The sequence below is a fragment of the Herbaspirillum huttiense genome (assembly GCF_004367745.1).
Taxonomy (GTDB): domain Bacteria; phylum Pseudomonadota; class Gammaproteobacteria; order Burkholderiales; family Burkholderiaceae_D; genus Herbaspirillum; species Herbaspirillum huttiense.
Map to the genome: position 1 here is coordinate 4,293,488 of NZ_CP037993.1, position 20,841 is coordinate 4,314,328.

Here is a 20,841-nt window from a genome sequence, read left to right on the forward strand (position 1 = left end):
CCACCCCCTGCAAAAAGGCCGACATGAATCAAACCGTGCGATAATCGCGCAACTTGTTCGCCAATCACTCATTTCTGGACTTTTTTTACGATGATCGACCAAAACTCGGTAGAACTGGACATCCAGAAGCGAGACCTGATCGAAGGATTGATGAAGGGTTTTGACGTCATCACCGCCTTCACCAGCGAGTCGCCGCAGCTGACCGCCAGCGAAGTGGCCGAGCGCGTGGGCCTGACCCGCAGCGCTGCGCGCCGCTATCTCCTGACCCTGGTACATACCGGCATGGCGGCCTCGGACGGCAAGAAGTTCTGGCTCATGCCGCGCCTGTTGAACCTGGGCCAGTCCTATCTGGAATCGGCCCGCGTGCCGCGCGCGGTGGTGCCCTTCCTGCAGCGACTGACTCAGCAGCTGCAGGAGTCCACCAACTTCTCGCTGCTCGATGGCGACGAGATCGTCTACGTCACCCGCGTCACGGCCGCGCAGCTGGTCAATGCCGGTTTCGAACCGGGCACGCGCCTGCCGGCCTACACCACCACGGCCGGCCGGGTGCTGCTGGGCATGCGCGAGGATGCCGAGATCACCGCCTATCTCGACCGCGTGACCCTGATCCCGCACACCCACATGGCCATGACCGACAAGGCCGCGCTCTTTGCCGAGATCGTCACCATGCGCAAGCAGGGTTACGGCATTACCGAGAACCAGTTCGAGATGGGCATGCGCGGCATCGCCATTCCGGTGAAGAACCGCAATGGCCGCGTCATCGGCGCCCTGAGCGTGACCTCCAACATCGCCGCCTGCTCGCGCGAGGACGCCATCGCGCGCGGCGTCCCGGCCCTGCAGACCACGGCCAACACGCTGATGATGTGGGTATGAGGACCATGCACAAGAGGAATGCGCGATGAGCGATGTGGAGAAAATCGACGCGCCGGAAGATGGCAGCGAGGCCGGCGAAGGCGGCCTGGCCCGGCGCGACTGGATCGCCGGACTGGAAAAGGGCTTGCTGATCCTGGAAGCCTTCGACTACGACAACCAGCGCATGACCTCGGCGCAAGTGGCCGCCCGCACCGGGCTTTCGCGCACGGCCGCGCGGCGCTACCTGCTCACGCTGGAACACCTGGGCTACCTGCACAGCGAAGGCAAGACCTTCGCCCTGACGCCCAGGGTGCTGAAAGTGGGCTGGGCGTATTTCGATTCGGCACCGCTGCCGCGCATCCTGCAGCCGCACCTGCAGCACATCACCGGTCAGACCGGCGAGGCCGTCTATGCCAGCGTGCTCGATGGCTGGGACCTGGTCTTCATCGCGCGCAATGGTACTTCACGCGTAATGACCACCGGCTTCGTGCTGGGCGCACGGGTGCCGGCGCAACTGGCTTCACCCGGCATCGTGATGCTGGGCGCGCTGCCCGAGCAGCAGGTGCGCGAGTGGCTGGCCACCTGTGCCATGACGCCCTTCACGCCCCACACCATCACCGATCCGGATCGCCTCTACGAATTGATCGCACAGGCGCGCCAGCAGGGTTATGCGCTGGTGGAGCAGCAATTGCAGACCGGTGTGCGTGGCATTGCGGTGCCGCTCAAGAATCGGCATGCCAAGGTGGTGGGTGCGCTCAGTCTCAGTTTTCCGCTGGCAGTGGAATCGCAGGAACAAACACTGGCGCGCGTGCTGCCCGCTTTGCAGCAGGCAGCCAATGCGCTGATCCATCAAGTGTGAGGGACCAGCGCGTGCTGCCGATTACAGGTCGGTGAAGACGGTCTCGGCCGCCAGGCGCGACTTCGGCAGCTTGGCGTTGAAGTCATCGGCACCGCTGTAGCCCAGACTCACCAGCACCACGCTGGTGAAACCCTTTTCGCGCAGGCCCAGTTCTTCGTCCAGCACCTTGGCATTGAAACCTTCCATCGGCACCGCATCCACTTCCAGTTCGGCCGCGCCCAGCAGCAGCGTGCCCAGGGCCAGGTAGACCTGCTTTTCCATCCAGTGCTGGGCATCCTTCAGTTCATAGCGATGCAGGTTGCTGTAGAGCAGGCGCGAGCCGCGCTGGCCGGCCTTGGCCTCGGCGTTGACGAAACGGCCGTCGGCTTCTTCCTTTTCCAGCAGGGTTTCCAGGTGCGGTTCGCTGATGCCGGTGCGGGCGCACAGCACCAGCACGTGCGAGGCATTCAGGATCTTGGGCAGGTTGTAGGGATAACCGGCTTCGGCAGCCTTGCCGATGCGGGCCTTGGCGGCCTCGCTGGAAGCCACCACGAAATGCCAGGGCTGCGAATTCACCGAGGACGGGGCCAGGCGCAGCAGCTCGCGCAGTTCGGCGATGATGTTCTCGGGGACCTTGCGGCTGGGATCGAAGGCCTTGGTAGAGTGGCGTTTGCGGGCGGCGTGGAGCAGGCTCATGGGGGTTCCTTGCGTTTAATGGTGTTGGCGTTGAGCATTCAATTTTGCTTAATGCTCTGAAATGCGCATCAATGATCGACTGCGGCTTGAATGACATCATCGGGCAGGATGCGGTTTCAAAAAAGCGGAGCGTGGCAGAAACATTTTCAAAAATAAATTGAAAGTAGAATGAGCGCTTTGATTCGTCTTCTTCATCGTTCCCGCTCATGATCCGCCTGGAAGACCTTGCCATCTTCGTCTGTGCCGCCGACAACGGCAGCCTCTCCGCTGCCGCCCGTCAACACGATGTCACCCCGGCCGTGGCCAGTGCCGCCATGAAACGCCTCGAAGGCGAACTTGGCGCACGCCTGCTGGCGCGCTCCACCCGCAGCCTGCGCCTGACACCCGACGGCGAACGCTACCTGCAATACGCCCGCAACGTGCTGGCCGAAGTCAATGCCGGACGCGATGCCGTGGCCCATGGCCGGCGCGTGGTCGGCGGCAACCTGTCACTGTCGGTGCCCTCCGATCTCGGGCGCAACCTGATGTGCCAGTGGCTCGATGAATTCCTCGCCCAGCATCCGGCAGTGAGCCTGCAGGTACGCATCAGCGACCGCGTGGCTGACATGTTCCGCCAGCCGGTGGAGGTGGCGATCCGCTACAGTCCGCCCGAAGATTCCAGCCTGGTGGCCCTGCCCCTGGCCCCGGACAACCGCCGCGTGCTGTGCGCCTCGCCCGATTACCTGGCTCGCCACGGCCGCCCGCGCACGCCGGCCGACCTGCGCCAGCACAATTGCCTGCGCTATCTGCTGTCGGACATGCTGCATTCGCAATGGACCTTCTTCAAGGACGGTACGCCGGTACAAGTGCAGGTCAGCGGCGACCGCGTCTGCGACGATGGCGAACTGGTACACCGCTGGGCCGTGGAGGGCCGGGGCATTGCCTACAAGTCGCGGCTGGACGTGCTGGCCGACCTGCGCAACGGAAAACTGGAAGCGTTGATGGAGGATTACCAGGGCGAGGCCTCGCCGCTGAATCTGGTGTGCACGCACCGGATGAGCCTCTCGCCCACCGTGCGTGCCCTGCGCGAATTGCTCGGTGAGCGCGTTGCGCGTTATCTCACTGATCGCTAGTCCGAAAAATCAGGCCTTGCTCAGGGCACGGCGCAAACCCAGCGACGGCAGCGCCGGCAACACCAGGCCCAGGCACAGCAGGCCCATGCCCAGCAGCAGGTCCGCCGAGAGCGTCTCGCCGAAGATCAGCGAGGACAGTGTCAGTCCCACCACCGGCACCCCCAGCATGCACACCGACACCGTCACCGGCGAGAGGCGCTGGGTCATCTGCAGCACGATCAGGAAGGTCAGCGCAGTGGCCAGCGGACCGGTGTAGGCAATCACGCCCCAGGAGTGCGGATCGGCCAGGAAGGTCGGCGCACCGTCCACCAGCAAGGCCAGCACGCACAGCGGCACCGCGGCCACCAGGGTCTGCCAGGGCAGCAGGTCGAAGTCCAGCTTCACGCCCGGCGTCATCTTGATCTGCAGGATGTTCATGGCCCAGGACAGCGACGCCGCGCCCAGCATCAGGTAGCCGATCATGCTGTGCATGTCCGCATGCAGCAGTGCCGGCAGCACGATCACGGCCATGCCCGCATAGCTGCAGACGGTGGCCAGCGATTGCTGGGTGCTCAGCTTGTGCTTCAACACCAGGGCTGCGCCCGGCACCACCCAGATCGAGGTGGCATAGGCGATCAGCGAAGCGCGGCCCGGCATGACGAAGTGCAGCGCGCCGGTCACCAGCGCCGTGAACAGGCCCATCTGCAGCACGCCCACCCCGGCCACCACCGGCCACTCCTGGCGGGTGGGCAGGCGCAGCTTGCCGAGGGCTGCGGCGATGATGAAACTGAGGATGGCCGCCGACAGGAAACGGCTGGCCGCAAACCACAGCGGCGGGATGAACTGGCTGCCGAACTTCATCACCGGCCAGTTGCCGCCCCAGATGCAGATCGCCACCACCACGCACACCAGGAACAGCCGGCTCATCGGCTGCGGCCGGGAGGAAGCGGGGCTGGCGGATCGGGCGGGTGCGGCAATGGCGGTGGACATCAGGGGCTCCAGAGGGGAAACGGCGCGTTGCAGCAGGCATGCTGCAGCGCATCCAAACGGCTCCCATGGTAGAGAAGAGGCGGCCAATAGTGCTGCCGTATTTGATGGCAGGAAACGCTCCTGGCAGCACTTCCTGCTGCCAAATCGTGTTTTCGAAAATTATTTATCCGCGATAACGCATTTGGTGCAGCATGCACCACTGCGGGCCGGCGAGCGCCCCATGTAAAAAGGGCGGCCTGCCGTCCCGCAGCAACCGCCCCGCTTTTGGTCGATGTGAAGGAAAAAGCGGCCAGGCGGCCGCCAAGCCTCAGCGCACGGCCAAGCCCCCCTGCCCCTGTCGATCCAGGGTGAAGACGCCGACCAGATTGACCAGCTTGTCGGCCTGCTCCTGCAGCGACTGCGCGGCGGCGGCGGCCTGTTCCACCAGGGCGGCATTCTGCTGGGTGGTTTCATCCATCTGGGTGATGGCTTCACCGACCTGTTCGATGCCGGCGCTCTGCTCGTGGCTGGCGGTGGCGATCTCGCTGACGACCGTGGAGACGCCCTGGATGCTGGCCACCACTTCCTGCATGGTCTGCCCGGCCTGCTGCACCAGGTGGGTACCGGCATCGACCTTGCCGACCGAGTCATCGATCAGCTGCTTGATCTCCTTGGCGGCAGCGGCCGAACGCTGGGCCAGCGAGCGCACTTCGGAAGCGACGACGGCAAAGCCGCGCCCCTGCTCACCCGCGCGCGCCGCTTCCACGGCGGCATTCAGGGCCAGGATATTGGTCTGGAAGGCGATGCCGTCGATGACGCTGATGATGTCCACGATCTTGCGCGAGGAGGCATTGATGGAGGCCATGGTCTGCACCACCTGCCCCACCACTTCGCCGCCCTGGATCGCCACCTTGGCAGCCCCCGAGGCCAGCTCGTTGGCGTGCTGGGCATTGGCGGCGTTCTGCTTGACGGTGGAGGTCAGTTCTTCCATCGCGGAGGCAGTCTCCTCCAGCGAACCGGCCTGCTGCTCGGTGCGGTTGGAGAGGTCCATGTTGCCGTTGGCGATTTCATCGACCGAGGTCTTGATGGAGGTGGTCGCGCCCTGGATGCCCTGCACGGTATCGACCAGGCGGTCACGCGTGTAGGCCACGGCCGCCACCAGGCTGTGCTGGTCGCCGCCGCTGGTGCGGATGGTGCCGGTGAGGTCGCCGCCGGCGATCTTGCGTGCCATCTCGGCGGCTTCGGCGGGCTCGCCGCCGATGGAGCGGAAGATGTTGCGCGAGACCAGTCCGGCGATGATGGACAGCAGCACGCCCAAGGCCACCAGTACCACTACGGCCTGTACCAGGGCGCGGCGGAAGTCGGCCTCGATGTCATCGGAATAGACGCTGCAGATCAGGTCCCAATTCCAGGGCTTGAAACGCTTGACGAATCCCATCTTGGGACTCGGCTTGTCGCTGCCGGGGCGCGGCCACCAGTATTCGAGGAAACCCTTGCCGGCCGGCGAGGCGCCGGCTGCGGCGATCATCTTGTAGAGCTCGTTGCCCTTGGCATCCTTGAAGGAGAGCATGTTGCGGCCATCGAGCTTGGTGTTGATGGGATGCATGACGATGGTGGAGTCCGCACCCACCAGGGTGGCGTAGCCGTCGCCGGTATAGCGCTGGTCGCGCACGCGGGCGATGGCGCCTTGCTGCGCCTCGGCGCGGGAGAGCTTGCCGTCGGCCTCCAGCTTGGCGAAGCCGGCCACGGTGGTATAGGCCATTTCGGTCACGTCCTCCAGGCCGCGCTGGCGTTCGGCGATCTGCAGGTCACGGGTCTGGTAGGCGTGCCAGACGGAGAGGAACAGCAAGGCTATCCAGGAAAACACCAGGGGTAGCCAGAGTTTTTTCTTCAGCGAGAGTCGATTCATCATGGGCGTGGAGGCGTGGTCGTTGTCGGAAATGTCGAACGGAACGTCATTGGCGGGAATGACACGACCACGCGGCCCCAGCTTGCCGCCAGGCAATGCATGGCGATCCTCCCCCCATGCACATTACGGCTTGCAACACGCGCGCTAAAGGCCAAACTGACAATTAATCGATAAATTGTTTATAAATTCCTGTTATTCAGGAATCTGCACCTTGGGCCGGGCCGGGTCCGGCAAGCCGCAGGGGAGGAATTGCCCGCGTCCCGGTGTGCCCAGTACCTCGCCATCGCGCCAGACGATCTCGCCGCGTGAGAGCGTGAGCACCGGCCAGCCGGTCAGCTGCATGCCTTCATAGGGGGTGTAGTCGACGTCGTGATGCAGCATGCTGTTGCTGACCGTGACCTGGCGATGCGGATCCCAGACGGCGATGTCGGCATCGCTGCCGATGGCAATGGTGCCCTTGCGCGGATAGAGGCCATACATCTTGGCCGGATCGGTGGCGGTCAGGGCCACGAAGCGGTTGAGATCGATGCGGCCCTTGCCCACGCCTTCGGAGAACAGGATGGGCATGCGCGTCTCCAGTCCCGGCGTGCCATTGGGAATGTAGCGGAACGGCACCTCCTTGCCGCCCGGCTTCTTGCCTTGCGGATCCTCGTAGCGGAAAGGCGCATGGTCCGAAGAGAAGACCGTGAACAGCCCGCTGGCCAGGCCATCCCAGACGTATTGCTGGTTGGCCTTGTCGCGCGGCGGCGGGCTGCAGACGCACTTGGCACCGTGGTAGCCGTCATCGAGGTGATCCGCCGTCAGCACCAGGTACTGCGGGCAGGTCTCGGCGTGGATGCGCAGGCCGTGGCCGTGCGCCCAGCGGATCTGTTCGATGGCCTCGCGGCCGGAGACATGCACGATCAGGATGGGCACATCCACCAGCTCCGAGAGCGCAATGGCGCGATGGGTGGCTTCGCGCTCGACCATCATCGGGCGCGAGTGGGCGTGATACTTCGGCGCGGTCAGGCCGGCCTCTTCCAGCTGTTCGGTGAGCCAGCTGATGCAGTCGGCATTTTCCGCATGCACCATGACCAGCGCACCCTCCCTGCGGGCCAGCGCCAGCAGGTCGAGGATCTGGCGATCATTGAGCTTGAGATCGTCATAGGTCATGTAGATCTTGAAGGAGGTATAGCCCTCGCGCACCAGTTGCGGCAGTTCGTTCTTGAGGACCTCCTCGCTGGGGTCGCTGACGATCATGTGGAAGGCATAGTCGATCACCGCCTTGCCCTCGGCGCGGCGATGATAATCCTCCACGGCCGCGCGCAGCGAGCCGCCCTTGGCCTGGGCCGCAAACGGGATCACCGTGGTGGTGCCACCGCAGGCGGCGGAGATGGTGCCGCTGCGGAAATCATCGGCCATGCGCAGGCCCTCTTCCATCGGCTGGTCCAGGTGGCAATGCGCATCCACGCCGCCGGGCAGCACCAGCTTGCCGCTGGCATCGATCTCCTCGCGGCCGGGCGGCAGGCCCCGTCCCAGCATGGCGACCTTGCCGTCCTTGATGCCGACGTCGCATTGCATGATGTCGGAGGCTGTCGCAACGGTGCCGTTGCGGATCACCAGGTCAAAGCTGTCCATCCGTATTCCTTTCGAACAAGCGTGGTTCACCCCGCGCCGCCGGCATGCGCCGGGGCGTGAGACTGAAGTTGAAAATGGAAGAGGCCGCCGGTGCGGCCGGTGCCCGCGCCGGCGTGAGCGTTAGCGCACGTCGCGGAACAGGCTGCCCCAGCCGCGAATGCGCGAGGGATCGGCACCGGCCTGCTGCAGCGATTTCCAGACCACGGTGGAGATGGTGTCGTAGATCGGGATGCCGACCTCGCGCTCCAGTTCTTCCACCAGCGGTGCGCCGCGCAGATTGGTGCAGAAGATGGTGATGGCCTGCGGCTTGTCTTTGGCCACCTCATGCACCATGGCGCGCAGCTCTTGCGCGCCCACTTCGGAGAAGGAGAAATTGTCCTGCTTGCGCAGGTGGCGTTCGGAGACGCACTCCAGGCCCGAGGCCGCATAGTTCTTGATGATGGCGGCCTGCACGTCGTCTAGGTAAGGCGTGACCAGCCCGAAGCGTTTCACCCCGGTGAGATCGAAGATCTCGTTCAAGGCCAGCACCGAGGTGCAGGCCGGGATGCCGGTGGCTTCGGTGATGCGGCGGCACAGGCGCTCATCGGCATCGAAACCCAGCCAGCCCGAGGACGTCCCGTTCCACGCGATGCTGCCGACCTTGGCATGCGAGAGCAGTTCGGCGGCGCGCAGGATTTCGCTGTCATCGAACTGCGCCAGCGCCTGGTTGGACAGCGCGATCTCGGTCACGCGGAAGCGGCCGAAGTGGGCGCTGGCTTCCGGGATGTCGGCCAGCATGGCGGTGGTGACCGGCTCCAGCGTGGTATTGGAGGACGGCGTGAGCATGCCGAGCAGGGTACGGGGGATCATTGGTTTTCCTTTCAGGCTGCAAGCAGTGCAGCGTCGGCATGGGCCAGCGCCGATTCCTCGCGGATCAGGCTCAGCACGTGGCGTTTGTACTGGTTGAATTCGGGCGTGGTGGTATCGCGCGGACGCGGCAGGTCGATGTCGATCAGCTCGCGCATGCGGCCAGGACGATGCGTCATCACCGCCACCTTGGTGGCCAGGATCAGGGCTTCGTCGACGCTGTGGGTGACGAAGACGATGGTGCCCTCGTAGCGCTGCCACAGGGCCACCAGTTCTTCCTGCATTTCCATCTTGGTCTGCGCATCGAGGGCGGCGAAGGGTTCGTCCATCAGGATCACCGAGGGGTTCTGCAACAGCGCGCGGGCAATGCCGACACGCTGCGCCATGCCGCCCGAGAGTTCGCTCGGATAGTGGTTCTCGAAGCCCTTGAGCTTGACCGTCTCGATGAAGGGCTGGGCCGCCGCGCGCCGCTCGGCCGCACTCCTGCCCTGCAGCTTGAGCGAGAAGGCGACGTTGTCCCACACCGGCAGCCAGGGCATGAGGTTGGCCTGCTGGAACACCATGCCGCGATCCGCGCCGGGGCCGGTGATGGGTTTGCCGGCCACCGTGACCACGCCGCTGGTCGGGAATTCAAAACCGGCGATCATGTTCAGCAGCGTGGACTTGCCGCAACCGGAGGGGCCGAGCAGGCAGAGGAATTCCTTCTTCTCCAGACGCAGGCTCACGTGGTCGATGGCCAGCATGTCGGTGCCGCGCTTGCGGTCCTTGAAGACCTTGACGATATCGTTCAATTCGATGAATGCCATGATGCGATGTCCTTGAGGGTTGAATGCGTGCTCAGGCCTTGCCCTGCACGGTGGCCACGTGCTGCCAGCGCAGCATGGAATGCATGATCTGCTTGAGGATCCAGTCGGCCAGGAAGCCCAGCAGGCCGATGCTGATCATGGCCGCGATCACCAGGTCATAGCGCAGGAAGTAATACGAATCCCACAGCGCATAGCCGAGCCCGCTCTTGACGGCCACCATCTCGGCGGTGACGGTAAGCATCCAGGCGCTGCCGATGCCGATGCGCAGGCCCGCAAAGATGCTGGGCATGGCCGCCGGCAGGATCACGAAACGCAGCAGCTGGCTCTGCTTGGCACCGGCCATGGCGGCTGCGCGCAGCAGATTGCGGTCGGCGGTTTTGACGCCGTGGACGGTATTCATCAGGATCGGGAAGAAGGCCCCCAGGAACACCAGGAAGATGGCCGGCTTGTTGGCAATGCCGAACCAGATGATAGCCAGCGGAATCCACGACACCGGCGGAATCGGCCGCAGCATCTGCACCGTCGGTTCGATGGTGCGCTCGACCCAGCGCCACCAGCCGATGGCCACGCCCAGGGCGATGCCCGAGAGCGCCGCGATGAGGTAGCCGGCGGTCACGCGCAGGCAACTGGCCATGGCGTCGTAGATCCATTTGCCGCTGCTGTCCTGGGCCGCTTCATTGATGCCAAAGATCCAGTCCATCCAGGTAGCAAACACCCGCGAGGGTGCCGGCAGCAGCGACGCCGGAATCACGCCCGAGCGGGAGAAGGCCTCCCAGAACAGCACCAGCAACAGTGGCACCGCAAAGCGCCACTTGGCTTCCGACAGGGATTGCTTCCATCCGCTCATGATCATTCCTTGGGGGGCTAGTATCGTCTTGAATCAATAACCGAGTTCGGTCTTGGGCTTGCCGGTCACGCTCATCAGGAAGCTGTAGTCCATGTTCTTCTCGGCCAGCGCAGACACGTCGGTAGAAACATATTTCAGGTCCTTCATCATCCCGGCGATGGCCTTGGTTTGCGTGCGGTACATGCGGTAGTCGGGATAGGCATTGTTGAGGGCTTCGGTGGCGATCTTGGGATCCAGGCCGGTGCCCTTGACGATGCTGTTGATCCAGCCCTGCTTGTCCTTCTGCAGGCCATCCACCAGCTTGACCACGGCGGCCACGGTTTCCTTGACCTCGGCCGGATGCTCCTTGATGACATCCGAACGGGTGACGATCAGGTTGGTCAGACGCCCCGCCGCCTGGTCATACGGATACGCAAAATGCTTGCCAACCCCGGTCATGCGGATCTGCGACGCGAAGGGTTCGACCGAGCAGATCAGTTCCACCTCGCCGCGCGAGAGTGCGGCGGCGTGGTCCGAGGGATTGGGGATGTTGACGAACTGCACGTCCTTGGACGGATCGATGCCGTGGCCGGCCAGTTCGCCGCGCATGTGCAGGTCCTGCGCATTGCCGCGCGAGGCGGCGATGCGGAAGGGCTTGCCTTCGGCCTTGTATTGCGCGATCAGCTTCTTGAGACCGGCCCAGTCATCCGAGGCCAGCTTGCTGTCCTTGCCGACCAGCATCTCCGAGCCACCGTTGACCTGGCCCGACACGGCCACCAGATCGAAGCCCTTGTCCAGACCGCTGACATAGGCCAGGTAGGTGACCTGGGCGATGTCCACGCTCTTGGAGACCAGCGCAGTCAGCGCATCGCTGCCGGCGGTGAAGTTGATGCCTTCGATCTCCACGTTCTGCGCCAGCCCCGGCACCATGGCCATGGACATGCAGTGCGCACACTTGGCATAGGCCAGCTTGATCTTGGGCTTGGCCTGGGCCATGGCCGAACCGGCGCCCAAGGTACTGCAGGCCACGAGGCCGGCCAGGGCAAGCGCCTTGAAGAACAGGCCGGAGGGGGACTTGCGGACTTGCTGTTGCATGGTTTTCTCCCAGGTGGACAATCGGAACGAATTATTTTGTGACAATCCTGTTTTCTATTGCCACCGTTTATGCAAAGCCTGTGCCAGCTTGAAAAACGCCTGTCGCACGGTTTGGGAAATCGTCCCAAACCCCTTTTGCAAAGCGCTTTTCCATAGAATTTTCCGACTTCAATTGCCGACGAGAAACGAGAGCGCACGCACCAAAGCAATCCAATCCAGCCACGCCGGCGCACAAATCCGCCCCGCAAGATTGCAACATTCATTACCCAATTTTGTGACAATCCATTCCCACAATTTTCCGCTATCATGACGGGCAAACCCATGTCATCACAGAGACCCATGCGCCCGACTTCCGCCAGCAGCCCCCGCAAGAAAACCAGCAAGCACGAGCATCCGGACACCAGCCCGCTGCCCGGCCAGGCCTTCAGCGTGCGCCCGCTGGCGGGTGATGCCATCTATGAGCGCATCGTCGGCGCCATCATGGAACACCGCCTCACGCCGGGCACCAAGCTGGTCGAGGAGAAGCTGGCCGGCATCTTCAGCGTGAACCGTACGCGGGTGCGCGAGGTGCTGGCGCGGCTGGCGCATGAAGGCCTGATCACGACCATCCCCAATCGCGGCGCCTTTGTGGCCAGCCCGACGCCGGAAGAAGCGCGCAACATCTTTGCCGCGCGCCGCCTGCTGGAACCGGCGCTGCTGCGTCACCTGTGCGAACACACGCGTCCCGAACACATTGCGCTGCTGCGGGCCCACGTGGCCGAAGAAGCGCAGGCACGCGCCAGCAATGACCGGCGCGCCATCATCCGGCTCTCGGGCGAATTCCACATCCGCATCGCCGACATGGTGGACAACCCGGTGATGAGCAAGATGATGCGCGAGCTGGCATCGCTGACCTGTCTCATCATCGTGCTGTACGATTCGCCGACGGTACCGGCCTGCACCCACGACGACCATGGCGACATCATCGACGCCATCTCCGCCGGCCGCACCGAAGACGCCGTGGCGACCATGCTGGCGCACCTGCATCACATTGAAAGCGTGCTCGACATGTCCGCGCCGCAGGGCGAGGACGAAGATCTGGAGGCATTGCTGGGCATGGTGTAAGGCAACACACGGCGCCCATCACCAATGGAGGAGACACCATGCAAGACGCAAGCCAGGACCTGTTGCTGCGCCATGACGCCCAGGGCATCACCACCCTCACCCTGAACCGGCCGGCGCAATTCAATGCGCTCTCCGAGGCGATGCTGGAGGCCTTGCAGGCGCAGCTCGATGCGCTGGCGCAGGACCCGCAGGTACGCTGCGTGATCCTGGCCGCCAACGGCCGCGCCTTCTGCGCCGGCCATGACCTGCGCGAGATGCGCGCCACGCCCGAGCAGGCGTATTACCAGCAATTGTTTGATCGTTGCAGCCACCTGATGCAATCCTTGCGCGCGCTGCCGGTGCCGGTCATCGCCAAGGTACAGGGACTGGCCACGGCAGCCGGCTGCCAGCTGGTGGCGGCCTGCGACCTGGCAGTGGCCAGCGAGGCTGCGCGCTTTGCGGTCTCGGGCATCAACGTCGGTTTATTCTGTTCCACCCCGGCGGTGGCCTTGACGCGCAACCTGCCGATCAAGCGCGCCTTCGAAATGCTGGTGACCGGCAAATTCATCGATGCCGACACGGCCGCGCAATGGGGGCTCATCAACCAGGCGGTGCGTGCGGATGAACTCGATGCGGCCACCGAAGCGCTGGCGCACGAGATCTGCAGCAAGCCTGCCATCTCGATTGCGCGCGGCAAGGCCATGGTGTACCGCCAGCAGATGATGGCGCTGCCCGATGCCTATGCGCATGCAGCCGAGGTGATGGCCTGCAACATCATGGATGCGGAGGCGATGGAGGGGATACAGGCGTTTCTGGAGAAGCGGCCGCCCAACTGGGCTGGCCGGGGAGATTGATCAGGTCTTCATCAGATACCAGAAAACGGGCCGGTCCTGCGCGTCCACTTCGGGCAAGGGCATGGCATCCCCTTCGCGCAATTCGCATTGCCGTTGCGCCAGCCGCCTGGCGAGCCAGCGGCCCGTGCGCGGGCAAGGCTGATCCGGACAAGCAGCCAGCGCCGTGCAGCTCTGCCGGTGCTGGCGATAGTCACCGGAAAGGCGCAAGGCACGCAGGTCCAGCGTTGCAAGGATGCGGCGCAGATCGTCGATGGCATCGTGATCGTAGAAACCGTCGCGCACCAGCAAGAATTTCTTCTTGCCCAGCGGGGTCATGGGGATGGCACCGGGGCGTTCTTCCACCCTCTCGATCAGGCCCGCCTCCTGGGCTGCCGACAATGCCTCGTTGACCAGGTCGATGGGGAGGCCGTGCAGCACATCGGAATCCGGCACCGCACTCAGGCGGATGGCTTGCGCGCCATCGTAGTCGGCCATGGCGAAGGGATAGAGGACGGCGCGGATGAAATCGTCGGGGATGGATTCAATGTCGAGGTTCGGCGGGGTGAACATGAGGAACTTCCTTCTTGTCATCAGGGCGAGTCAAGTGAGAGGCGAGCGCTCTTTCTGCAGGTAGTCCGCGCTACTCCACAGGCATGATCTGACGAATCACTTTTCCGTCACGCACGCGCAAAAACTCCACTGGTTCGCCGACATGATTCACCTCATAGCCGAGTGGCTTTCCATCCATCACCATGGAGTAGCCTGTGTCGCAGCCAAGCATGTTGCGATGAATGATGTCCACCTTGGACCTGGTCAGTTTGAGAAGATAAGCCTTCTTCTCCGGTTCGCCACTTGAGCAGCGCGGATTGGCGTCGCTTTGTTGCTCCGGAGGAGCGATGGTCATTACGACGTAATGTGTCTTGCCTGATCGGATGAGACTATCGTTATCGATCTCCAGGATGAATTTCTTGCTGAGCAAGGCATTGATCTCTTCCGAAAACAGCAGCTCATGAGGCCCATGGACCAGCAGATTAAGCAAATACACCGGCTTTAGCGGCGGCATCTCGCAGCAGTTACCACCGTCGTCATACACAAAGGCGTATTGCGGAAGCCCATCACTACGCAAGAAATGCGTTTTTCTTATTTTCGCCAATTTCTCTTCTGGTAACACGACCGCAGAACAAGCGCTCGCCACTCCCAACAAGAAGATCATCCCGAAACACACCGTCTTGAAACTGATACGCATACAAAGCTCCTGTCCCGTAGTTCTAAAATTAATTATTGAATTCCGAAGCGTCCACATCAATGCTGCGCATACAGGATCGATTTGAAAATCTATGAATCAGGTTCCGAGAGAGCAGGTTCATTTTGAGTCGCCTGTCTTGCGATAGTCAGGCTCCCTGACGACGTCATCGCCACGCAACATGTAGCGCACCGTTCGACGTGTCTGTCCCTCCTCGATAACACGGTATCCAAGCTCAGCGCCCTCTCTTATCACCTCATAACTGATTGCACAGCCTCCGAAGAATCGGTTGACGACCTTCAGCGTTCCCGAAGAGATGGCCAACAGATAGGCTCGATCCTCGCCAGCGCCTATCATGCAGGGGACATAGCGTGGGTTGTTTTGTGCAGGTCGTGACATGGCAAGAACGATGTAGTCCGTCTGCCCCTGACTCAGGAGCGTGTCGGATTGAAGTTCCAGGCTGAAATCCCCCTTGACGAGCTTGTCGATCTCGGGTGAAGAAATCAAGTTGCTCGCAGGGTCTGCGCTGATGTTGAGCAAATAGACTGGCCGCAGCGAACTACCGGTATTCGCCTCCGAACCGTCCGCATGAACCAGCACATATTTCCATGGCGGATTTCCCTCTTTGGATTGCTCGCGATATTGAGAAAGGATTTTTTCACTGATCTTGGGAAGCTCTCCTGCAAAGGGAGACCACGGCAGGAGCAACAAGAGAATAAAAATTTTATTTCGCAGCGATATGGTCCGCATAACAAACTCCCGAATATTTCCAAGCATGTTCTTCATCTTGTCCCGCCTTCATCTTTGAATAAGTCAATTTATCTCGGTCGTGCAGTTCACTTTCCGTTTTTCCGGAATTCGACTCCAGCGTCATATCCCATCCGATATTTCCCGTCTTCGTATCACACAGGATGCTTTTCTGACGGACCCACTTCTTCTTGTCTTGATCCCATTCGTGGTACTTTCCGCCATTCCATCGCGTGATAGTTTCCGTATCCAGCATCTCATCTGTGTATGAAACAGGCTTTTCTTTTTCAAAATCTCTTTTTGCTGCAGCCCGCTTCTTCCGCAGCAGGGCAATCCCGGCATCGACGTTTTCTTTCCAGCTCCATATCTGCGAATAACTCGGCATGGGGTTGGTAAGCTGAACCACACCAAACCCTCTATCTCCGGCAACAATGGGCTCCAGGTCCTTGTTGATGACGTGCTTGAACTGGGACTCCTGTTGGATCAACCTCTCCATCAGTGGCTCATCGCAAGTCCGAAGGTAGGCTTTGATGCGATCCGCACCGGGCTGCTTTGCCAACACCTTTACCGTTCGGATGAATTCCCTTTGACCGACCTGTACGACTACCCTCAGCGTGCCGCCAATAACAGCGCCAATTTTCCGGGCATCCCAGTGTCTTTCGTCCTGCGTAAAAGTTCCTGACTTGCTGAAATTCTTGACAGTTCTCCCTCTCGCCTTTTCGCTCAGGCTGCTTACCTGAGCGCTCCAGATCATCCCCCATTTCCACACATAAGGTCCCGGGACATCAGTCATGAATTCAAATTCCAAGTCTGGAAATAGCGCATCCTCATCGATATAAAAAATTTCTCCAGTCGCCGGTTTGATCCATTCGCCGGCATCATCCTTGTGTACGATTACCTCGACGCCAGACCCCTCCGTCCGATTCGTCGTCCCGGCGCTCTTGGCGACCTTGCGGCTCAACCTCCTTTTCTTCCTTTTCTTTTTCTGCATCAACGCCTGCATCATTTGTCTCCTCCTCTACCTCATGCAAAATCTCGATCTCCAGATTTTCCGGCCGATCAGTACTGAAATACGGTGTCCATCCTTGGACATCGCTCCTACCCTCCCAGGTTTTTCCGCTGCTGCTACGAGCGCGGTAGCGGACGTTCTTTAGCGGTCGTTTGAGCTCATCCACCAATCTGAAGCGCTCATCAAACACCGCCATCCCCGCCCCCTCCACCTGCGGCACCGGCATCGCATTCCCGCTCTCAAAGTGATTCACGCTCGCCCGCACCTGAAACTGCCCCCGCGTCCCCAGTTCTATACCCTGCGCATCCAGCCGCACATAACTGCCGCCGCCATTGAGCAGAATGCGCTGATGCGCGCTGAGGACGATTTCATCGGCGGTCTGCGTGATCTTCAGTTTGGCCAGCAGATGAATGCCGTCCGATAGCGCGCGCAAATCAATGTCCCCGGCAGCCGCCACCAGGCGCAGCCCGGCCTTCTGCACGAACAGCCGCAAACTCTCGCGCACGCTGGCAAAGAAGCCGCCGCCCGCACTGAGGGCAATGTGGCGGCCAGCCGTGACCGCCGTGTCTGCCGTGCTGGCCAGATGCATATCCTGTCCGCTGGTGGCCGCAATGCCGGCCGGGCTGGCCAGCACCAGCAGCGGCGTGGCCAGTTCCGGAAAACCCTCCTCCTCATCCGGCCCATCCTTGCCACGCAGGGCCTGGTTCTGCGCATGCAAGGCGGCGGCTACCTGCGCCTGCTGCGCATCGGCCTCCTGCGCAGATGCCTGCTGTGCAAGACGCGCCAGTGCCTGCTGCTCCTGGCGAGCGCGCACCAATCGCGCCAGGGTCTCGCCCAGGTCCTTGGCGTGGCGGCGCGCTCGGGGCCGCGCTTCGGTGGTAACCAGCATCCCGCGTCCGGCCCGCAGCACTCCCCAGGCATCGGTGCGCAATTCCCATCCCTGGCCGCGTGCCTCCTGGCGGCCTTGCTGGTCCTCAATGCGGCACAGGTGGCCCAGCGACAGCTGGCTGTGGTACTGGTCGCTCCTGAACTGCGCCTGCAGGCGGCCCGCCGTGTCGTCGAGAATCAGATGGTTGCTGCGGCCGAGTGCACGGTTGCCGCCATCGTCGGTGAGCTCGCGGCTGCGCAGGCCGGTCAGCGCGCGCTGTGCAGGCAGCGCCCAAGGCGGCAGATGGTCAGCGTTGTAGAGGCTACCCACGATGACGGGCCGGTCCGGATTGCCATCCATCCATTGCACCAGCACTTCCGCGCCAACCCGGGGCAAGGCCAGCGCGCCCAGCTGCGCACCCGCCCAGGGACTGGCCACGCGGATCCAGGCGGAACTGGCGATGTCATGACGCCCCTCGCGATCCCAGTGGAATTGCACGCGGACCCGTGCGTATTCATCGGTCCACAGCGCCGGCTGCCCCGGCACGCCCACCACCGTAGCGGTCTGTGCGCCACGTGCAATGGGCACGTGGCTGTTGTAGCCGGGACCTGGACGCCAGGGGATCTGGCGGCGCATGCAGCGGAATTCGTTGCGGTAAGGAGGCACGGCATCCTGCGCCGCCAGAGGAAAGTAATTGTTGTGGATGCGATGACGGACGCTCAGAATCAGGAACTCGTCCTGCCCCTGGGACGATGACCTGCCAAAGCGCGCACACTCGACATGCCCCACCAGCCGGAACCAGCGCCCCGGCATCATGGCGCGACAGTTGCCCTGCCCTTCCACCTGCCGCGCACGGGCCTCGATCTCCTCGATCCGCAAGCGGCTCTGCGCATCGCCATCGTCCCTGTCACGATAGCCATGGTGGCCGGTGTAGAGATAGTGCTCGATGGACGGTGCCCCGCCCTGTCGATTGAGCGTCGGCACCTCCATCCAGCGCGGTGTCGGCGACTTGAAATCGAAGCTGCCCAGCACCACGCTGCTCGCCGCCATCTCGCGCTGCGGCGACCAGCAGTCAATGGCATCGTCTTCGGCACTGCCGCCGTTCGCGTGGAAGCGCACGCTTTGTTCGCCATCGATGGCGGCTTGCTGGCAACTGTCGCTGCCCACGATCAGGGTATGGCCGCTGGCATCGTGCTCGTACCAGTAGTGCCAGCCGGCGGCTTCCCAACGGCGGCTCAGGTAGTTGTGATCGCTCTCACCGTACTGGAAGGCGTCGGTCATGGTGGCATCGCCACTGCTGACCTGCCACTGCCAGCGCGCATGCAGCGGGTAGTCGGCGAAGATGTCGGCAGTCTGCTGATGCAGGGTCTTGTCATGGAAAAGATGGTGATCGCGCCGCCAGGAGAGCAGCCTGAACCAGGGCCCCAGCTGCGCTTCGTAGACCACCACCGCCCCATCGGCGCGTTGCCGGGAGAACGCGAACACGTACCCGGAAAAGTAACGCAGGTGACCATCTTCCCGCACCAGCTCGATCACCAGCAGCTTGCCCATCATGGACTTGAGGGGCAGATGCGCATCATCGGTGAGCAGCTCCACGACAAAGGAAAAGTCACGCGAGAGCGACTCCTCGGCATCGAGCCGCTGCACCAGCAAGGGCACATCCGGGCCATCCCCATGGGGAAAGCGCAGGCGCATGAAACGCCGATGCTGCGGCTCGGAGACACATTGCCGGAAGGCCTCGGCCGTGGTCGGAATCGATGTCCGGATTGATATCGGGGGTGCGTCCATACAAGCTCCTGCCAGAACAGCGCAAGCGGCATGCAAGCGCAAGGGCAGGAATATGCGACCGATCAGTCGTGAAAAGATCAGTCGCCGGGACAAATCAGGAAAACTTAGAAATTCCTTCGGACGCACAACAAAAAATTTCGAGGCAGCGCGCCGGCGTTTTGATGTATGGCAAAAGAGCGGAGTACTTCCATGCAAGTGATTACCGGCGCTCAGGAATGACGCTCCGCCTTTACGCGACGTTTACAGTCCGGCAGCAAAGTTTTACCCGGATTAAACGCATCAAAATCTAAGCTTGCGGCTCTTCAACCACGGAGCCACCAGCATCATGAATCGCCGCACCCAACAACACATCCAGGATCCCGCACAGCAAGACATGGCACCGCTGGGCCAGCGTCGACTGCGCAATGCGCAACTGGCCGGTCTCGCCACCCTGGCCGCCGCCGGCGCGCTGCTGGCCATCGCCGTGATCGCTCCGGCCCAGGCGCAGGAAGCCGCACCCACCACCCCGGAGGCCAGCGCCTCCCCGCTGCACCTGGCCGGCAACATCGGCATCGTCAGCCAGTACGTTTTCCGTGGCACTACCCAGACCAACCAGAAACCGGCACTGCAAGGCGGCTTCGACCTGAACCATGACAATGGCCTCTATGCCGGTGTCTGGATGTCCAACATCAGCTGGATCTCGGATACCAACCCGGCCGCCTCCGCCAGCCTCGAAGCCGATCTCTACGGCGGCTGGAAACCGGCGCTCACCGACTGGCTCACCGGCGACATCGGCGTGCTGCACTACGCCTATCCCGGCAGCTATCCGACCGGCATGACCAAGCCCGATACCACCGAGGTCTACCTCGGCGTGGATGCCAAGTGGATCGCCTTCAAGTATTCGTACAGCACCGGCAATACCTTCGGCAATGCCGATACGCGCGGCAGCACCTATGCCGACCTGTCCGTGACGCATGAACTCTTTGCCGGCATCACCGGACTGGCCCACATCGGCCGCCAGCGCTATACCGGCTCCAATGCTTCCAACCTCTCCTATACCGACTGGAAGCTGGGCCTCACGCGCGACTTCTCCGGCTACGTGCTGGGGCTGGCCTGGACCGGCAGCAATGCGCCCGACGCCGGCTACACCCTGCGCGGCAAGAACATCGGCAGCAACCAGTGGATCGCTTCGGTCAACAAGAGCTTCTGAGCCCTGTCCGTCTTCTGACAAGAGAACATCACAAGGAGGTGCATCATCATGCGTAGCCGTCTGCACTGGAAACGTGGCGAGGATCGCCTCCACCCGCTCTCGCCGCGCCATCTGTTCCTGCGTACCGCCCAGCGCCGCCGCTATCGCTGCGTGCTGGTGGCGCTGCTGATCTTCGTGCTCTGCGCCAGCATCGCGCCGCTCACGCAGGCCGTTGCGCCCTACCGCGCGCCGGAAGACTACGGCCCCTCGCGGCAGGCCCTGCAGCACCGCGACGAGTGCCGACAGCAGATCAGTGCCTTCATGCCCGGCAAGATCGAGAGCGAGGAATTCGTGGCTCGCACCGACCAAGAATACTTCCGCTACGTGGTGCGGCATGCCCTGCGGGAAGTTCTCTTCATCTGCGATGCACGCACCGGGCAGATCCGCCGCCAGATTGATATCTGGGGGGATCTTTAGGTTCATATCGCGCTAGAACCGCCGTCCGGCGGGCATTCCCTTGCTGAGCGCACAGCCGGGCTGGACAATCAGGCGGGCTG

Annotated in this window: 20 protein-coding genes; 7 read left to right on the forward strand and 13 right to left on the reverse strand. The window is 62.5% G+C overall.

What is annotated here, in order from left to right; genetic code table 11:
• Positions 1–90 precede the first annotated feature (90 nt).
• Together E2K99_RS19160 and E2K99_RS19165 are read left to right on the forward strand one after the other, a co-directional pair.
• Positions 91–873, forward strand: coding sequence for an IclR family transcriptional regulator domain-containing protein (locus E2K99_RS19160; RefSeq protein ID WP_039787035.1), 783 nt, complete (start codon positions 91–93; stop codon positions 871–873).
• Positions 874–898: 25 nt separating this feature from the next.
• The gene (locus tag E2K99_RS19165; protein WP_134223231.1) at positions 899–1,711 is read left to right on the forward strand and encodes an IclR family transcriptional regulator domain-containing protein; all 813 of its coding nucleotides are present in this window, start codon (positions 899–901) and stop codon (positions 1,709–1,711) included.
• A 21-nt stretch (positions 1,712–1,732) separates the two neighbouring features.
• Here the strand turns inward: E2K99_RS19165 and nfsB are convergent, their stop codons facing one another.
• A complete protein-coding gene (nfsB, locus tag E2K99_RS19170) occupies positions 1,733–2,386 on the reverse strand; it encodes an oxygen-insensitive NAD(P)H nitroreductase (protein ID WP_134223232.1) in 654 nt (217 codons plus the stop codon).
• Between the two features lie 206 nt (positions 2,387–2,592).
• Here nfsB and E2K99_RS19175 point away from each other — a divergent pair, with 206 nt between their 5' ends.
• Entirely contained in the window at positions 2,593–3,498 is a 906-nt protein-coding gene (locus E2K99_RS19175; protein ID WP_034330560.1) for a LysR family transcriptional regulator, read from the forward strand.
• A 9-nt stretch (positions 3,499–3,507) separates the two neighbouring features.
• Here E2K99_RS19175 and E2K99_RS19180 read toward each other — a convergent pair whose 3' ends face one another.
• The 7 genes from E2K99_RS19180 to E2K99_RS19210 all read right to left on the reverse strand — a co-directional run bounded on the left by E2K99_RS19180 (position 3,508) and on the right by E2K99_RS19210 (position 11,545).
• Entirely contained in the window at positions 3,508–4,467 is a 960-nt protein-coding gene (locus tag E2K99_RS19180; RefSeq protein WP_134223233.1) for a DMT family transporter, read from the reverse strand.
• Positions 4,468–4,774: 307 nt separating this feature from the next.
• The gene (locus E2K99_RS19185) at positions 4,775–6,355 is read right to left on the reverse strand and encodes a methyl-accepting chemotaxis protein (RefSeq protein ID WP_134224171.1); all 1,581 of its coding nucleotides are present in this window, start codon (positions 6,353–6,355) and stop codon (positions 4,775–4,777) included.
• A 192-nt stretch (positions 6,356–6,547) separates the two neighbouring features.
• Positions 6,548–7,972 (reverse strand): dihydropyrimidinase, encoded by a 1,425-nt coding sequence (hydA, locus tag E2K99_RS19190; RefSeq protein ID WP_134223234.1) that lies wholly within the window; start codon positions 7,970–7,972, stop codon positions 6,548–6,550.
• A 120-nt stretch (positions 7,973–8,092) separates the two neighbouring features.
• A complete protein-coding gene (locus E2K99_RS19195; protein WP_039787027.1) occupies positions 8,093–8,821 on the reverse strand; it encodes a maleate cis-trans isomerase family protein in 729 nt (242 codons plus the stop codon).
• A gap of 11 nt (positions 8,822–8,832) precedes the next feature.
• A complete protein-coding gene (locus E2K99_RS19200; RefSeq protein ID WP_134223235.1) occupies positions 8,833–9,624 on the reverse strand; it encodes an ABC transporter ATP-binding protein in 792 nt (263 codons plus the stop codon).
• Between the two features lie 31 nt (positions 9,625–9,655).
• The gene (locus tag E2K99_RS19205; RefSeq protein ID WP_034330553.1) at positions 9,656–10,471 is read right to left on the reverse strand and encodes an ABC transporter permease; all 816 of its coding nucleotides are present in this window, start codon (positions 10,469–10,471) and stop codon (positions 9,656–9,658) included.
• Between the two features lie 33 nt (positions 10,472–10,504).
• The gene (locus E2K99_RS19210; protein ID WP_166675085.1) at positions 10,505–11,545 is read right to left on the reverse strand and encodes an ABC transporter substrate-binding protein; all 1,041 of its coding nucleotides are present in this window, start codon (positions 11,543–11,545) and stop codon (positions 10,505–10,507) included.
• Positions 11,546–11,884: 339 nt separating this feature from the next.
• On the opposite strand from E2K99_RS19210, the gene E2K99_RS19215 reads away from it, so the two are divergent.
• Entirely contained in the window at positions 11,885–12,649 is a 765-nt protein-coding gene (locus E2K99_RS19215) for a GntR family transcriptional regulator (protein ID WP_085946179.1), read from the forward strand.
• A 38-nt stretch (positions 12,650–12,687) separates the two neighbouring features.
• Positions 12,688–13,482, forward strand: a complete 795-nt coding sequence (locus tag E2K99_RS19220) for an enoyl-CoA hydratase (RefSeq protein ID WP_134223237.1) — start codon at positions 12,688–12,690, stop codon at positions 13,480–13,482.
• On the opposite strand, the gene E2K99_RS19225 is transcribed toward E2K99_RS19220, so the two are convergent.
• The 5 genes from E2K99_RS19225 to E2K99_RS19245 form a co-directional block, all read right to left on the reverse strand.
• Positions 13,483–14,031 (reverse strand): hypothetical protein, encoded by a 549-nt coding sequence (locus E2K99_RS19225; protein WP_134223238.1) that lies wholly within the window; start codon positions 14,029–14,031, stop codon positions 13,483–13,485.
• A 70-nt stretch (positions 14,032–14,101) separates the two neighbouring features.
• On the reverse strand, positions 14,102–14,707 hold the full coding sequence (locus E2K99_RS19230; protein ID WP_240733763.1) for a hypothetical protein: 606 nt from the start codon (positions 14,705–14,707) through the stop codon (positions 14,102–14,104).
• 117 nt (positions 14,708–14,824) lie between these two features.
• Entirely contained in the window at positions 14,825–15,490 is a 666-nt protein-coding gene (locus tag E2K99_RS19235) for a hypothetical protein (RefSeq protein WP_240733764.1), read from the reverse strand.
• Positions 15,429–16,412: a hypothetical protein gene (locus E2K99_RS19240; protein ID WP_240733765.1), complete on the reverse strand. Its 984-nt coding sequence runs from the start codon at positions 16,410–16,412 to the stop codon at positions 15,429–15,431. The genes E2K99_RS19235 and E2K99_RS19240 overlap by 62 nt, the downstream gene beginning before the upstream one ends.
• Positions 16,330–19,116 (reverse strand): type VI secretion system Vgr family protein, encoded by a 2,787-nt coding sequence (locus E2K99_RS19245; protein WP_134223239.1) that lies wholly within the window; start codon positions 19,114–19,116, stop codon positions 16,330–16,332. Before E2K99_RS19245 ends, E2K99_RS19240 begins: the two co-directional genes overlap by 83 nt.
• A gap of 325 nt (positions 19,117–19,441) precedes the next feature.
• Between E2K99_RS19245 and E2K99_RS19250 the strand changes: the two genes are divergently transcribed.
• Together E2K99_RS19250 and E2K99_RS19255 are read left to right on the forward strand one after the other, a co-directional pair.
• Complete coding sequence (locus E2K99_RS19250; RefSeq protein WP_134223240.1) at positions 19,442–20,305, forward strand: TorF family putative porin; 864 nt, start codon at positions 19,442–19,444, stop codon at positions 20,303–20,305.
• A 48-nt stretch (positions 20,306–20,353) separates the two neighbouring features.
• On the forward strand, positions 20,354–20,761 hold the full coding sequence (locus E2K99_RS19255; RefSeq protein ID WP_134223241.1) for a hypothetical protein: 408 nt from the start codon (positions 20,354–20,356) through the stop codon (positions 20,759–20,761).
• The last annotated feature ends 80 nt before the right edge of the window (positions 20,762–20,841 follow it).

Excerpts from the sequence above, each read along its gene's own strand:
- E2K99_RS19205 (WP_034330553.1), bottom strand. The coding sequence starts at position 10,471 with ATGAGCGGATGGAAGCAATCCCTGTCGGAAGCCAAGTGGCGCTTTGCG.
- E2K99_RS19180 (WP_134223233.1), bottom strand. The coding sequence starts at position 4,467 with ATGTCCACCGCCATTGCCGCACCCGCCCGATCCGCCAGCCCCGCTTCC.
- E2K99_RS19210 (WP_166675085.1), bottom strand. The coding sequence starts at position 11,545 with ATGCAACAGCAAGTCCGCAAGTCCCCCTCCGGCCTGTTCTTCAAGGCG.
- E2K99_RS19220 (WP_134223237.1), top strand. The coding sequence starts at position 12,688 with ATGCAAGACGCAAGCCAGGACCTGTTGCTGCGCCATGACGCCCAGGGC.
- E2K99_RS19255 (WP_134223241.1), top strand. The coding sequence starts at position 20,354 with ATGCGTAGCCGTCTGCACTGGAAACGTGGCGAGGATCGCCTCCACCCG.
- E2K99_RS19200 (WP_134223235.1), bottom strand. The coding sequence starts at position 9,624 with ATGGCATTCATCGAATTGAACGATATCGTCAAGGTCTTCAAGGACCGC.
- nfsB (WP_134223232.1), bottom strand. The coding sequence starts at position 2,386 with ATGAGCCTGCTCCACGCCGCCCGCAAACGCCACTCTACCAAGGCCTTC.
- E2K99_RS19245 (WP_134223239.1), bottom strand. The coding sequence starts at position 19,116 with ATGGACGCACCCCCGATATCAATCCGGACATCGATTCCGACCACGGCC.
- E2K99_RS19250 (WP_134223240.1), top strand. The coding sequence starts at position 19,442 with ATGAATCGCCGCACCCAACAACACATCCAGGATCCCGCACAGCAAGAC.
- E2K99_RS19235 (WP_240733764.1), bottom strand. The coding sequence starts at position 15,490 with ATGAAGAACATGCTTGGAAATATTCGGGAGTTTGTTATGCGGACCATA.
- hydA (WP_134223234.1), bottom strand. The coding sequence starts at position 7,972 with ATGGACAGCTTTGACCTGGTGATCCGCAACGGCACCGTTGCGACAGCC.
- E2K99_RS19215 (WP_085946179.1), top strand. The coding sequence starts at position 11,885 with ATGCGCCCGACTTCCGCCAGCAGCCCCCGCAAGAAAACCAGCAAGCAC.
- E2K99_RS19165 (WP_134223231.1), top strand. The coding sequence starts at position 899 with ATGAGCGATGTGGAGAAAATCGACGCGCCGGAAGATGGCAGCGAGGCC.
- E2K99_RS19230 (WP_240733763.1), bottom strand. The coding sequence starts at position 14,707 with ATGCGTATCAGTTTCAAGACGGTGTGTTTCGGGATGATCTTCTTGTTG.
- E2K99_RS19195 (WP_039787027.1), bottom strand. The coding sequence starts at position 8,821 with ATGATCCCCCGTACCCTGCTCGGCATGCTCACGCCGTCCTCCAATACC.
- E2K99_RS19225 (WP_134223238.1), bottom strand. The coding sequence starts at position 14,031 with ATGTTCACCCCGCCGAACCTCGACATTGAATCCATCCCCGACGATTTC.
- E2K99_RS19160 (WP_039787035.1), top strand. The coding sequence starts at position 91 with ATGATCGACCAAAACTCGGTAGAACTGGACATCCAGAAGCGAGACCTG.
- E2K99_RS19185 (WP_134224171.1), bottom strand. The coding sequence starts at position 6,355 with ATGAATCGACTCTCGCTGAAGAAAAAACTCTGGCTACCCCTGGTGTTT.
- E2K99_RS19175 (WP_034330560.1), top strand. The coding sequence starts at position 2,593 with ATGATCCGCCTGGAAGACCTTGCCATCTTCGTCTGTGCCGCCGACAAC.